Consider the following 13,252-nt stretch of genomic DNA (forward strand, 5'->3'; position numbering starts at 1 on the left):
GCCAACAACTTACGGAGCCGTCATGCCCAAGAAGAACACCACCACCGAGCCGTTGACCCCGATGCACCCGGACGATGTCGCCGGCGCGTTCGCCTACATCCGGGCGTTGCAGGCCCGCGACATCGACACCGCCGGCGCGGTCGCCAACAACATAGGCCCGGAGCTGCGCCAGCTGCTCCTGGACGTCGCCGCGCGCGTCTTCATCCCCGTCACCGCCGTGGACGACTGCGACGGGGAGCCGTGCGCGCACTCCTTCCTGGCCGCGGCGCTCGGGCGACTGCTGCTGGAGGTCCTGCGCGACGGCGACGGCGCCTGCCTGGCCTTCCCGCCGGGCATCGCCCAGACCATCGTCCGCTTCGCAGAGAACATCCTCACCGAGGACCAGGGCGACGTCGCCGACGTCCTGCGCCAACTGGAGGCCGCGGGGATAAGGCAGGCAATGGAGGCATCCCCGGCGCACCGCACCACCGTGTAGCCGCGCCTCCGGGACGGCGGTGGTGCGGTGCGGCGCACATCGCACCACCGCACCACCGTGGTGCGGTCCACCGCATCGCCGCACCGCACCGCGCCACCGGCATCGCCGCCCGGCACCGGGCGCGCGCCACGACCGGGCGGGCTCCTCTATCACACACCCCCTTGACCACGGCCTGATCGTCAGCCGAAACGGGCTGTGTCAAGGGGAATCGTCCTCGGTAGCAGACCTGGTCAAGGGGGTGGAGCGGAGCTGGTCAAGGGGTCACGCGCGTCCGGCCGCACCTGGTCAAGAGGGCGGTCGGCGGTGGGCGCACCGGTGCGGTGCGGGACATCGAGTGCGGCGCACCGGGCGCGCGCGAGGGTGCCCGGCATCGTCGGGTGGTGCGGTGGCCTCCATCGCGATGCGCACCACGGTGGCGTCCATCGTCATCCAGCGCACCGGAGTGGAGTCCACCCGATGTCGTGCATCGCCACTGGATGCACGACACCGAGTGGACTCCACTCGGTGGACGATGCCCGGCATCGTCACCACAGCCAGGCGGTGGAGTGCCGCACTCGGGCCAGGGCGCGGGCATCGCGGCGCGCGGCCGCGTTGCCGATCCGGTTCTGCCGGGAGCGGGGCCGGCGCGACTGCGAGGCGGCGAGACGGCGCTTCCCGGCGTCCTGGAGTCGCCGCCGCTGCTTGCGCAGCTCCTGCTTCTTCGCGGCCTTGGACTTCGGCTTCCGGGGGCGCTTCCAGACCGGCTGCCATCCCAGGGGCTCATCGGGCTCGGGCTCCTGGTCCTCGTTGAGCGCGGCGGCCATCTTCGCGCGGGCCGCGTGGGCGCGTGCGAGTGCGTCGTCGGGGTTGGGGCGTTCTTCCGGGGTGCTCATGCGACTCCTCCTGTGGTCCGGCCCGGTGTGTGCTGGGTGCCGGACTGCTGGGTGTGCGGCTGCGGGGCCGTCGCCGGGGCGGGCTGGGGCCGTGGGCCGTGGGTGACAGCGCGCTCGCGCTTGCCGTCCTGGAGCTTGGCGGCCAGCCGGGCGGCGGCTTCGAAGGTCCGGCGGGTCTGCTCCACCGTGTCGACGCCGGTCTCCGGCTCCAGGAGGTGGTCGTCCTCCGGGCCGGAGCGGAACGGCCGCGGGTGCAACCTCGAGGCGGCGGGTACGGCGACGGTCTGCGGCCGGGTGCGGGAGCCCAGGCGCTCCGCACGCCGCGCTGCGTTGACCCGGGCGGCCAGGGCGCCGGCGGCGAGGCGGGCCCGCTCGTACGGGCGCGCGGTGCGGTTGCGGGTCAGCGGGCGCAGCACGGCCTGGTCCTCGGTGTCGCGCGGGTACAGGGCGCGCAGGTCGGCGGTCATCTTCAGGCCGCGCCCGACGGGGCGGGTGTAGTCGTCGACGACCGCCTGCACGATCTGGTCGTCCAGGCCCGCCTGGTGAGGCCGGCCGCGCAGGACGTAGGAGAGGTGCCGGCGGGCTTCGGCGAGCACCTGGGGCATCGACAACCGCACCTGCGCCACCCGCGTCACCAGCCACGGTGAGAACACGCGCCTGGAAATCCGCCTCGCCGGAGCCGACGCCAACCCCTACCTCGTGCTCGCCGCGGTATGCGCCTCCATCGTCCACGGCTTCACCGACGACCCCCAACTGCCCGCACCGTGCACCGGCAACTCCTACACCGCCACCCAGGCGCCCCCCGTAGCCGCCGACCTCGCCGAAGCCACAGCCCACTTCTCCGGCAGCAGCATCCCCGTAAAGGCGTTCGGCGAGCTCGTCGTAGCCCACTACACACACGCCATGCGCGACCAGATCCTGCGCCACCGGCGCCTGATCACCGACGCCGACCTCGCTCAAGGCATCGGCCGCACCTGACCTCCCCGCCCCCTCGCACTCCCGCTGCCGGGCCGCTGCCCCCTCCCCTCCACCGGCCGACCCGGCACCGGGACACCACCCCGCCTCACCGCACAGCAGCGACCGCGCGATCTCGGGACCGCCCCGGCCCTGGCACAGCACCGGCACGAAACCCCGCCTCGCACCCAAGGGGAAGGACAGAAGGTGAACACGACCCAGGCCAGCGAGGGCAGCAAGCACGCCGCTGTCCTCCCGCCCGGCGGGTCGGCGCAGCAGCCACCGGTCATCGCCGACCCGCAGTGGCGCCGGCCACTCAAGGAACTCCCCATCTACCCCAAGACCACCGAACTCCGGGGCACCACCAGGAAGCAGTACCGCGCGGCTGTAGCCGAGGCCTACCACCACGGAGGCAGCATCCGCGAAATCGCCCGAGCGATCCGCCGAACGGCCGGGACTGTGAAGACTCTCCTCGAAGAGGGCGGAGTCGACCTACGCAGCCACAGGCCAGACAAACAAGGACACCCCGGACCGCGCACCACCGCAGCGGAGATCGCGCTCCGCTCCCGCATCAACGACGGCACCTACGCACTCAGCACCGTCCTCCCGTCCCTGCGCGCCCTCGCCCACCACCTCGACATGCCCACCGACGCGATCACTGCCGCCATCACCCGCGTGGAGACCGCCGGCCTTCTCCTCACGGTCTACGGCCGAGGAACGGTGGTCATGGACCCCCACAACTGGCCCACAGAGCTGGCTGTCCGCGTACAAACACGGCAGGGAAAGCAGGAGACCTGGCCGATTCCGCACCCCGACCCGGCCGACACCACCCGCATCACGTCCGTCATCATGGAACGGATCACCGACGGCACCTACGCCACCGGCCACCCCGTCCCCAGCCACGCCGCACTCGCCCACGAGTTCACCGTCAGCTACCTCACCGTCCTCCACGCCATCCAACCGCTGCACGACCGGAAGCTTCTGATCACCTGCCCGGCAGGCACACACGAAGGCCTGTTCATCCACCCCCAGCCCCCGGACAGAGCGCTTCAGGCTGTGACCTGCGACGTCAGGTCAAGCTGCGGCGTACCACTGCGAGAAACTCCGCCTTGAACGGCTCCAGGCACTCGGCCAAGCTCCCTCGTCATGCTCTTGCCAGACCGCTTGATTATGGAACCCCTAACGAAATGCGGTTCGGTCGAAGACTCGCTGCCGACGGCGGGTGTGGAGTTGCATGACAGGATCCGGCTGTGACCTGTGATGTGTGTGGCCACCTCCTGCTCGGCCTGGTCCTCGGCCTGATGGTCTGCTGCGACCTCGGCAGGGCCATCCACAAGATCGCCTACGGCTTCACCGTCGCGGGCATCTCCTCAGCCGTCCCCAGCCCGACCCGCCTGACCTTCATGGCCGTGGTGGTGGCCGCCAGCATGGTCCCGCCGCTGGGCATGGCACTGGCCGCCGTGGTCCGCCGCAAGCTGTTCACCCCTGCAAACACAGCTACGGCAAGGTGGCCTGGCTGCTCGGCGCGGTCGGCCGCCCCGAAGGAGCCTGCGGGTGATCCCGGCCACCATGGCGGGCGGCGCCATCACCGGCGTGCTGACCGTGACCTTCGGCGCCACCATGGCCGTCCCCCACGGAGGCTTTCTCGCCGCCGACCACCTCGGCAAGCCCCTGCTCTTCGTCACCGCCGTCGCCGCTGGCAGCCTCGTGACCGCCGGCCTGGCGCTCTCTGCACTCGCCGCGCTAGGGCTGGAATGGGCCCTGGAAAGCTAGGGAACGGGATAAGTTTGTGGTTAAGCAATGCTTGCCTGGAGTGAGGGTGCAGGGTCATGGCGTCTGAGGAAGAGCTGTTCGCGTCCGTCGACGCTCTGCTGAACGAGGAGCCGCGTCTGCCGCCTCCGGCGGAGCGTGCCCGGCTGCGTGAGGCCGCCGGCATCACCCAGGCCCGCCTCGCCACCGCGTTGAAGACCACGACCCAGTCGGTGAAGAACTGGGAGAACGGCCGCAGCGAGCCGAAATCACCGCGCCTGGACGCCTACCAGCGGCTGCTGAACGGGTGGGCGGCGAAGTACCCCGCCCCCGGCGCAGCTCCGGCAGCCTCGGTTGGTGCAACGGCGCCCGCGGCGTCCACCGAACCGGCCGCGTCCAGGGTGGAGACGGCAGATGTCCCGCAGGCTCCCGCCGTTGCGGCTGCGGCGCCGGCGCGCCCCGCCATCCGGCCCGCTGTGACATCGCGGCGTCCGGCCACGAAGAAAGCGGCGCAGCCGGCGGCCGACCCGCGCTTCCCGCACGGGCCCCTCGCGGTCCTGGACGGTGACGGCTGCGCGTACGGCGTGGACGGGATCGTGCTGGACTGCCCGGCGACCACGGTGGTGGAGCTGGTGGAGTGGACGCTGCGCGAGTCAGGCCTCGGAGCGCCGAAGCTCAACCGGTACGGCAAGGACAGCGACCCGTTGATCGTCCTCACCGCCGCGGCCGCCGTGAAACTCGGCCTCCCCGAGCGCCTGGAAGGCCACGAGCAACGCCGCTCCCTGCGCCTTGCGGAAGACCATCCGGTGGTCAAGCAGGTGGTGAAAGCGAAATGGCGGCTCACCCAGCGCGGGTTCGGACCCTGGGCAAGGATCTACCGCAAAGCCCAGGGACGTGAGCGGCAGTGCGTGCAGCTGGCGATCCTGACCTGGGACGCCCTCGATGAACGGTCCTGGCCCGACGTGGCCGAGATGGAGCCGGCCGACGTCGCCCGCGTCCTGGGTATGTACGCGCAGCGGGTCATCACCCCGCGCGGCTCCGCAGCCGTATCGGGCCTTGAGCTAATGACGGCGCTGCGGCCACCCACTCGCGCCGTGCAGGACCCCGCCACCGGCAACTGGGTGCCCGGCCACAACCCCGGCTCCCTTGGCACGGAGCCGATGGACCCCGCGCCACCGGAAGCCACCCCCGAGCACCCCGTCGTCGTCGACAGCGGCTGGACCGGCGGCTTCCTGAACGAGGAGGCCTACCAGTGGGTGCGCGACGTCAGCCTGCTCACCGATGAGGAGTGCACGCTGCCGTACGCGGTCGGTCTGGACCTCAACACCGCGTTCCTTGCCGCCGCGGCCCGCCTGGTCGTGGGCCTGTCCGCCCCCGACCACTTCCACGCTCCGGCCTTCAACCCGAAGATCCCCGGAAGCTGGCTGGTCGACCTGTCCCACGTCGAGGTGGACCCGCGTCTGCCCTCGCCCTTCACCCCGGACGGCGCCCGGCCGACCGGCCCGGCCTGGTACCAGACACACACCGTCGCCTACGCGCAGGAGCTCGGCTTCAACGTCCAGCCCGTCGAGGGGTACCTGCGCCGTGAGACCGGCGCGTACCTGGACCCGTGGCACGACCGGCTCAAGGCCGCCTACGTCGACACCCTCGCCGACCTCGGCGTCACCAAGGAGCTCACGGACGCGGAGTTTCTGGCGGCGATGGAGCGGCACAAGGACGTCGACCCGGCCATGGCAGCGGTGCTGGCCGCGATCAAGGCCACGGTCAAGGGCGGCATCGGCAAGCTCCGCGAACGCCCCCAGGGCAGGAAGTACAAGGAGGGCGAGCGGTGGCCGGCCCTTCAGCGGCCGACCTGGCGGCCCGACATCCGCGCCGCCGTCATCTCCAAGGCCCGGGTCAACATGCACCGCAAACTGCGCAACATGGCCACGATGACGGGCCTGTACCCGCTCGCCGTGCTCTCCGACTGCGTCGTCTACCCCTCACCCGGCGACAGCCCGCTCGACTTCCTCCCCTACGCCGCCTCCGGCAAGCCGCAGCCCGGCGGGTTTCGCCTCGGGCCCACGCCCGGCCTGGCGAAGCTGGAAGGCGTCCAGACGATGCTCTGGGCGGTCGACCTCATGGAACAGGGCTACAACCCGGCCCGCCACATCAAAGGCGGCGACGCCGTCCTCGAGGAAGGCGAGTAGGCGTGGTGGGAGAGATCGACGACGCCATCGAACGCGCCGACCGGGAGGGCTTCACCCGCCAGCCGCCCAAGACACTCCAGGCACGCATCAACTTCCTGATGAAGCAGCTCAAGACGACCAAAGCCGTCGCGGCGGAGATCGGGGTCAGCCAGCGGTCGGTGGAGCGCTACCGCAAGGGCGAACGCAAACACCCGCCACGCGCCATCGCCGAACAAATCGACGCGGCCGTACGGGCGCGCTGGCAGCCCCGGGTACGCAGACGCCGCCGCAAGCAGGCCGCCACCACCACGGGCATCACGGTGGAGACGAGGGCCAGGTTCGGCTACACCGCACCCATCGGCACCACCGACGACGGAAGATTCCGACGGCTCACCGTCCACCTGCCCCCCACCTACGCACAGCGCCTGTTCAACGCCCGTGACACAGGCGCCGGCGACGAGCAGATGCGCCAGATCATCGCCGAAGGACTCAAAGACATCTACTTCCAAGACGGCGGAGCCCGCGCCCTGGGACTCTCCGACGTCACCCTCAACGACATCGACTACCTCGACCTCGACTACTGACCCCGGCAGCGACCGGGAGCCCGGACCTGCTCGTCTGAGCCGAGGCGCGATAGGTGTCACCAAGGCAGGCTTGTTGTCACTTTGTGTCGGAGCCTGGTTGTGCCAGGGGCGCGGTTCCGCCAACACCGGTGATGGCGGACCGGACGCTGTCCCCGAGATCCAGCACGGTGTCCCGGCGTTCACCGCCGTCGGTCACAGGGCAGTGGCGGTGCGGACCAGCCCCGCGACCGCCGTTGAGCGGCTGTGTGGGGGCCAGGCGATGACCGTGGTGACGTGGGGGGCGTTGGGGACCGGTACGGCGGTGAGGCCCTCGCGCAGGCCGGTGCGGCCAGACTCCGGGACGACCGCGCAGGCGCGGCCGAGGGCGATGAGCTGGGTGAGTTGCGTGTGGTCGCGCACCTGCGGTCCGGGGCCGTCCGGGAAGGTGCCGTCAGGGCGAGGCCAGCGGGGCAGGGGCAGGTCGGGAAGGTCGGTGACCTCGGCGAGCCGCACGTGGGGGCGGGCACTGAGAGGGTGGCCCGCCGGGAGGATCGCGACCTGACCCTCGGAGTGCAGGTCCTCGGTGTCGAGGCCGGCCGTGTCGTCGAACGGCCGATGCAGCAGGGCTACGTCGGCCCGGCCGTCGTGCAGCAACCGTGCCTGCTCGCCCGGCCCGCACAGCACGACGTCCACGGCGACGGCGCCGGGCTCGGCGGCGTAGGCGTCGAGGAGTTTCGCCAGCAGTTCACCGGAGGCGCCCGCCTTCGCGGCCAGGACCACGGCGGGGCGGCCGGTCGCGGCGAGGGCGGCCCGGCGGGTGCGCCGTTCGGCGGCCTCGACGGCGTCCAGCGCCGCCCGCGCCTCCCGCAGCAGCACCGCCCCTGCCCCGGTCAGGGTGACACCCCGGCTGCCGCGCTCCAGCAGGAGGGTACCCAGGCGCCGTTCGAGCCCGCCGATCGCCCGCGACAGCGGGGGCTGGGCGATCCCGAGCCGCTGCGCGGCTCGGCCGAAGTGCAGCTCTTCGGCGACCGCGACGAAGTACCGCAGCTCACGTGTCTCCACCCCGCCAGCCTAACCGTGCCGGCCAGGAGCGATACCCGGGCGGTATCGCCGTCCACCCAGTCGGTCTTGGACGCCCTGCCCGGCGGGGGAGAAGTATCGATGTCATGAGTGAGACGAACACCGTGAACCACCACAAGGTCGCGCTGGTGACCGGGGCCAACAAGGGCATCGGGTACGAGATCGCCGCCGGGCTCGGCGCCCTCGGCTGGTCCGTCGGAATCGGCGCGCGGAACGAGGAGCGGCGCGAAGCCGCTGTGGACAAGCTGCGCGCGGCCGGAGCCGATGCGTTCGGCGTGCCGCTGGATGTGACCGACGACGCGAGCGTGACAGCAGCGGCTCGGCTGATGGAGGAGCGGGCCGGGCGGCTCGACGCGCTCGTCAACAACGCGGGGATCACCGGCGGCGGCCCACAGGAGCCCACCACGGTCGACGTGAACCGGGTACGGGCGGCCGTGGAGACCAACGTGATCGGCGTCATCCGTGTCACCAACGCCCTGCTGCCACTGCTGCGCCGCTCGCCGTCGCCGCGGATCGTGAACGTCTCCAGCAGCGTCGGCTCCCTCACGCTCCAGACCACGCCTGGCGCCGAGATCGGCCCCATCGCCATCGCCTACCCTCCGTCGAAGACGTTCCTCAACGCCGTGACCGTGCAGTACGCCAAGGAGCTGGCCGACACCCACATCCTGATCAACGCCGTCTGCCCCGGCTTCACGGCGACCGACCTCAACGGCTTCCTGGGAGTGCGCACTCCCCAGCAGGGCGCAGCCGCCGCGATCCGGCTGGCCACCGTATCGGCCGACGGGCCGACGGGCCGCTTCTTCGACGACGAGGGAGAGGTGCCCTGGTGACGCGCTTCCGGCTCGCGCCGCCCCGGGGAGATGGCGCATGCGCGTCTTCGTGACCGGCGCCGTCACGCCATGTCGGTACGGCCGTCGAGCTCGAGCCGGCGGCGACGGACCACGAGGTGAGGGATCAAAAGGCACCGAGCGTCTGTGACAAGTAGCCTGCCTTGCAGTTGACAACCAGGCTGCTTTGACCGGCCTTTCTGCCAGTCTGTTCGGCTTCGCCGGTGACAACTGTCGAGCTGCGGCACATCTGTGGCTGAGCGCTTCAGGGGCGAGTGCGCGCGGGTTGGCGACCGGGGGCGGCCACCTCGTCGGCCAGTGCGCCCGGCGCAGCCGGCATGAGGGAAAGAGACAGCCCTTCATGCTGATGCATCTGCTCTTCGCTGATGGCGCGTTTGCCGGATTTGCCGGGGAGGCAGTCGCGCCCGGCTTGGCTGGGAGACCTGCGGCGGTCACTGACCTGCCGTGCACAAGCGGTCATCAGCTCCGCCAGGCGGGTTGTGTTCAGACGGGGAGAGGGCGCCAGGTATGCGGGAGCCGGCTTGGACAGTGCATTTCACTTCGCGTGATGTCGTGCAGCCGGAGTCTGTCGTGTCAGGGCTTCAAGGGCTTCCAGACGGTCTGGAGGAGTGGCTGGACGAGGCGGGTCTGCCTGACGGATTGCCGTTCTTGCTGTCGCCGCGGTGGGGGGGCCTTCCACTCGCTGCTCTCCGCACGCGCGGAGATGGTCCATCCCATATCCAGGGCTCGAATGCGGAAATGACCTGATCCCCGCACCCGCGGGGGTGAGCCCGGAGAGGTTGGTTTCATGACCGCGGTTACCTCCTGCCCGAACATCGTGGCCAGGGCATTGGCTCAGCCCTGCTGAGCTGGGCCGAGCAGCGGATCCGCCAGCTTGTCAGGCAGCATGGAACTGCTTGGACGGCAGTGATCGGCGCGAACGCCGCGGCCTCCAAACAGGAGGCCGCAGCGCTTCTGCTCGGAGCCGGCTACCGACGCGTCTTCCGCTTGGTCGAGCTGGGGTTGGACAATCTGGCCGCCGCGTCCACGCCAGCGACGACAGCGTGCCCGTCGCCTACGTGCTGGTGCCGCCCGGCGCCACGGCCAAGACACTGGCCACTAGAGTTCGCCCGCTCCGTCGGCATCCCCGTCACGACACGCATGACCACCGGCCAGATCACGTCCGCCGTCTGCCACACCTACACTGCGGCCGGGGTCAAGCTGGCGCTGGTTGGTTTCGTACTCGTACCAGCCGCCGAAGGCCGCCAGCAGTGTGACGGCGAGGACGGCGAACAGCGCCACGGTGAGGATCCGGTGCCTGCGGCTGATGCGGGCGGCGGCCCGGCGCTCCGCCTCGCGGACGTCCAGGGCGGCGGTGAGGAAGTCCCGCTCCGGCTCGGTCAGCGCGGGGTCGCTCCCGTGGTCCGGGAAGAGTTCCTCGGCGCGGGCCAGCCGGGTGCCCCGGTACAGGGCGCCCGGGTCGCGGTCGTGCTCCCGCCAGGTGCGGGCGGCGTCCGCCAGCATCCGGTGGTGGCGCAGGCGTTCGCGGTCCTCCTCGATCCAGCCGTGCAGCCGGGGCCAGCCGGTGATGAGCGCCTCATGGGCGAGCTGCACCATGTCCTCGTCGGCGGTCAGCAGCCGGGCCCGGGTCAGCCGCTCCACCACCACCGGTACATCCAGGTCGGCCCACGCGTCCAGTTCGCCACGGGTGAGGGGGCGCCGGGTGTCGGGGGTGCCCTGGCCCGGTTCGACCATCCGCAACACCAGATGCCGCGCGGCACGGGCCTGGTCCGGTGACAGACCTCCGTAGACCTCCTCGGCGGTCTCGGCGATCGCGCCGTGCACCCCGCCGGCTGCCTCGTAGCCGGCGAGGGTGAGCATGCGGCCCTTGCGGCGGCGCCAGGTCTCCAGCAGGACGTGCGAGAGCATCGGCAGTCCGCCGGGCTCGTCCAGCGTCTCATCGACCAGGCGGGCCGTCAGCGCCCGCTCGACCATGTACCCGGCCGCCCGGGCCGGTCCGACCACCGCCTTCTGCAGCTCCTCCGCCGTCATCGGGTCGAGCCGCAGCCCGGCGCCGCGCAGGGCCTCCGCCAGGCCCCGGTGCTCGGCACAGCGGGCGTAGAAGTCGGCGCGTACGGCGACGAGCACGCGCAGCCGGACGGCGGGGTCGCGGGCGGCGAGCAGCATGTCCAGGAAACGGGCGCGCTCCCGCGGATCGAGGCAGAGGGTGAAGACCTCCTCGAACTGGTCCACCACGACCCAGCTCTCCGGCTCGTCGTCGGCCGGAGCGAGGAGGTGGCCGTAGGTCGTGGCGGGCGTCGGCCCCGGAGTCAGGATCCGCAGCGTCACCGGGCAGGCGCGCGCGGCAATCTCCTCCTGCAGCCGCGGGATCAAGCCGGCCCGCAGCAGCGAGGACTTTCCGCTGCCGGAGGACCCGAACAACACCGCGAACCGGTGCCCGCGTACCAGCTCGCCGACCCGGTCGGCCACGCGTTCCCGCCCGAAGAATGAATGCCGGTCCTCCGGCTCGAACCGGGCGAGCCCGCGATACGGCGCGGGCACGTCGTCCACCTCCTCGGCGGGGACCTGGTGCGTCTCCGCCTCGGCCTCCTTCCAGCGCACCTCCCACTCCCCCGGATCGCCCCCGCAGGCGCGTACGTACCCCTGGAGGACGACGAGAGACGGCATCCGCGCACCGGCGGCGGCCTGGGACAGGGTGCTCGCCGAGAAACCCACCGCCTTCGCCATCACTCGGTACGAGGGGCTTCCGGCGGCTCTGCGCAGCTTCCGCATCTCGTGGGCGAGCCGCTGAACGGGACCGGCGGTCGGATCCAGCGGTCGTTCCGGACGTCCCACGGACACATACCTCCATACACGTGGGGAAACCCAGCTCAGCGGGTGAGCTTCGCCTGAAGCAGGTTGGGGTCCTTGTTGGTGTTGTAGGCGGCGTTGGCGACGAGGAAGGTGTTGCCGCGTACCGCGATGGAGGTCGGGCTCTGCAGTCCGTCCTGGCCGTTGAGGACGATGGTGTGGGTGCGGTCCTCCTTGACGAGGGCCACCTCGTTGGGGCGATCGAGGGCTGCGAGGAGGGTGTCGCCGCGGCCGGTGAAGGCGAAGTCGTCGATCACCGGCAGGTCCCGGGCGACGACGTGGGCCTTGCTCGCCTTGCCGTGGTGGCCGACGGGGATGCGCAGCACGGTGCCCTGGTCGGAGTTGGAGACCCACACCGCGCCCCGGTGGACCTTGATGCCGTTGGCGCCGAGGAAGCCGCCGGTCGGGGCGAGTGCGGTGCCGACGGACCAGGCGGTGGCGGAGCCGCCACGCAGGGGGACGCGCCAGATGGTGCCGCGTACCGAGTCGGCTGCGTAGAGGTGTCCGCTGTCCAGGGCGAGGCCGTTGGGCAGGCCGTCGGCCGGGAGCGCGGCGATGCGGTGCGGAGTGTGGCCGAGGCGCAGCTTCCAGACGCCGGTGAGGTCGGCGGAGCCGGTGGCGTAGTTGAAGTAGAAGGTGCCGTCGGCGGCGCGCACTATCCCGCCCAGGAACGGGGACGTCAGGACCGGGGTGGTCGAGCCCGCGGCGGGCGCGGGCAGGGTGGCGAGGACGTGGACCGTGCCGTCGGTGGTGATGTGCGCGATCCGCCGGGAAAGTGCGAAGGTCACCACGGACGAGCCGTCCGGGAGCAGGGTGATGTTCTCCGGCTGCTGGCCTCCCTTCAGGTCGAGATGGGCGACGACGTGCGGTGCGGAGACTGGCGGTGTCGCGGCTGAGGCGGGGAGCGCGGTAGCCACGGCGGACGAGGTGACGAGGGCGGCGATCGCGGCGGCCGTCACGGCGGGCTTGTGCATGGGTACTTCTCCGGTTCATGGTGAGGACATCGGAGAGGGTTTTAATTTTCAAACCATTCGATGTCCACCATACGCGCGCTGTGTGAAAATTCAAACCATCGAGTACGCTGAGCCCATGGAGACCCCGGACTGGCTGGACCGAGAAGAGCAGCGAGCCTGGCGGGCGTACGTGGAAGCCTCCGCCCTGCTCAACGACTTCCTCGACCAGCAGCTCCAGTCCGAGGTGGGGTTGCCGCACGCGCACTACGCCGTCCTGGTCAGACTGTCCGAGGCGCCGGAGCGTTCGCTGCGGATGTCGGAGCTCGCCGAGGCTCTGCGGATCACCCGCAGCCGCCTCTCCCACACGGTCGCGAAGCTGGAGAAGTCCGGCTGCGTCACCCGCCGTGAAGACCCCGCCGACGCCCGCTGGCAGCTGGCCACCCTCACCGACGAGGGTGCCCGGTTGCTCGCAACCGCCGCACCGGGCCATGTCACCGCTGTCCGCCGGGCGGTTTTCGATCACCTCACGCGTGAACAGATCCGTCAGTTCGCCGACGTCTGCGAGGCGGTGACCGACGCCGTCACCCGGGCCGGGGACGAAGACGCCTATCCCGCCGGCCTGCCCTGGCGCAGACGCTGAAGCCGGGGTTACGTCCGACCCAGCAGCGAGAGATGAGGCCTGTTGAGCGACGCTGAAGAGGGGGCCTTCCCCCGTGGAAGGGGACACGCGTTCGGGTGGT

At 71.1% G+C, this 13,252-nt stretch carries 13 protein-coding genes and 2 pseudogenes; 9 read left to right on the top strand and 6 right to left on the bottom strand.

All coding sequences use genetic code 11. The features are described from left to right. The first annotated feature begins 22 nt into the window (after nucleotides 1-22). Nucleotides 23-475, top strand: coding sequence for a hypothetical protein (locus OG852_RS00205; protein WP_330346748.1), 453 nt, complete (start codon nucleotides 23-25; stop codon nucleotides 473-475). Nucleotides 476-999: 524 nt separating this feature from the next. Here OG852_RS00205 and OG852_RS00210 read toward each other — a convergent pair. Together OG852_RS00210 and OG852_RS00215 are read right to left on the bottom strand one after the other, a co-directional pair. Beyond that, nucleotides 1,000-1,347: a hypothetical protein gene (locus OG852_RS00210; protein ID WP_330346749.1), complete on the bottom strand. Its 348-nt coding sequence runs from the start codon at nucleotides 1,345-1,347 to the stop codon at nucleotides 1,000-1,002. Next, nucleotides 1,344-1,943, bottom strand: a pseudogene (locus OG852_RS00215) (MobF family relaxase); the annotation flags it as partial. The gene OG852_RS00210 and the pseudogene OG852_RS00215, both read right to left, overlap by 4 nt. 7 nt (nucleotides 1,944-1,950) lie before the next feature. On the opposite strand from OG852_RS00215, the gene OG852_RS00220 reads away from it, so the two are divergent. Next, nucleotides 1,951-2,325, top strand: a complete 375-nt coding sequence (locus OG852_RS00220; protein ID WP_330351361.1) for a hypothetical protein — start codon at nucleotides 1,951-1,953, stop codon at nucleotides 2,323-2,325. A gap of 183 nt (nucleotides 2,326-2,508) precedes the next feature. Beyond that, complete coding sequence (locus tag OG852_RS00225) at nucleotides 2,509-3,414, top strand: GntR family transcriptional regulator (protein ID WP_133917310.1); 906 nt, start codon at nucleotides 2,509-2,511, stop codon at nucleotides 3,412-3,414. 229 nt (nucleotides 3,415-3,643) lie between these two features. Here OG852_RS00225 and OG852_RS00230 read toward each other — a convergent pair whose 3' ends face one another. After that, the gene (locus OG852_RS00230; protein WP_330346750.1) at nucleotides 3,644-3,775 is read right to left on the bottom strand and encodes a hypothetical protein; all 132 of its coding nucleotides are present in this window, start codon (nucleotides 3,773-3,775) and stop codon (nucleotides 3,644-3,646) included. Between the two features lie 80 nt (nucleotides 3,776-3,855). Between OG852_RS00230 and OG852_RS00235 the strand changes: the two genes are divergently transcribed. The 3 genes from OG852_RS00235 to tpg are packed head-to-tail and all read left to right on the top strand — an operon-like array spanning nucleotide 3,856 to nucleotide 6,802. Then, a complete protein-coding gene (locus OG852_RS00235; protein WP_133917309.1) occupies nucleotides 3,856-4,074 on the top strand; it encodes a hypothetical protein in 219 nt (72 codons plus the stop codon). Nucleotides 4,075-4,130: 56 nt separating this feature from the next. Continuing rightward, nucleotides 4,131-6,239, top strand: coding sequence for a telomere-associated protein Tap (gene tap / locus OG852_RS00240; RefSeq protein WP_330346751.1), 2,109 nt, complete (start codon nucleotides 4,131-4,133; stop codon nucleotides 6,237-6,239). Between the two features lie 5 nt (nucleotides 6,240-6,244). Continuing rightward, nucleotides 6,245-6,802, top strand: coding sequence for a telomere-protecting terminal protein Tpg (gene tpg, locus OG852_RS00245; protein WP_330351362.1), 558 nt, complete (start codon nucleotides 6,245-6,247; stop codon nucleotides 6,800-6,802). Nucleotides 6,803-6,994: 192 nt separating this feature from the next. Here tpg and OG852_RS00250 read toward each other — a convergent pair whose 3' ends face one another. Further along, the gene (locus tag OG852_RS00250) at nucleotides 6,995-7,843 is read right to left on the bottom strand and encodes a LysR family transcriptional regulator (RefSeq protein ID WP_133917863.1); all 849 of its coding nucleotides are present in this window, start codon (nucleotides 7,841-7,843) and stop codon (nucleotides 6,995-6,997) included. A 104-nt stretch (nucleotides 7,844-7,947) separates the two neighbouring features. Here OG852_RS00250 and OG852_RS00255 point away from each other — a divergent pair, with 104 nt between their 5' ends. Continuing rightward, nucleotides 7,948-8,691: an SDR family oxidoreductase gene (locus OG852_RS00255; protein ID WP_330346752.1), complete on the top strand. Its 744-nt coding sequence runs from the start codon at nucleotides 7,948-7,950 to the stop codon at nucleotides 8,689-8,691. Between the two features lie 810 nt (nucleotides 8,692-9,501). Continuing rightward, a pseudogene (locus OG852_RS00260) lies at nucleotides 9,502-9,723 on the top strand (GNAT family N-acetyltransferase); the annotation flags it as partial. A gap of 84 nt (nucleotides 9,724-9,807) precedes the next feature. Here OG852_RS00260 and OG852_RS00265 read toward each other — a convergent pair. Both OG852_RS00265 and OG852_RS00270 read right to left on the bottom strand, forming a co-directional pair. After that, entirely contained in the window at nucleotides 9,808-11,544 is a 1,737-nt protein-coding gene (locus OG852_RS00265; RefSeq protein ID WP_443064493.1) for a helix-turn-helix domain-containing protein, read from the bottom strand. 35 nt (nucleotides 11,545-11,579) lie between these two features. Then, nucleotides 11,580-12,533: an SMP-30/gluconolactonase/LRE family protein gene (locus tag OG852_RS00270; RefSeq protein WP_330346753.1), complete on the bottom strand. Its 954-nt coding sequence runs from the start codon at nucleotides 12,531-12,533 to the stop codon at nucleotides 11,580-11,582. 115 nt (nucleotides 12,534-12,648) lie between these two features. Here OG852_RS00270 and OG852_RS00275 point away from each other — a divergent pair, with 115 nt between their 5' ends. Then, a complete protein-coding gene (locus tag OG852_RS00275) occupies nucleotides 12,649-13,152 on the top strand; it encodes a MarR family winged helix-turn-helix transcriptional regulator (RefSeq protein ID WP_330346754.1) in 504 nt (167 codons plus the stop codon). Nucleotides 13,153-13,252 lie beyond the last annotated feature (100 nt).

The sequence above is a fragment of the Streptomyces sp. NBC_00582 genome (assembly GCF_036345155.1).
Taxonomy (GTDB): Bacteria; Actinomycetota; Actinomycetes; order Streptomycetales; family Streptomycetaceae; genus Streptomyces.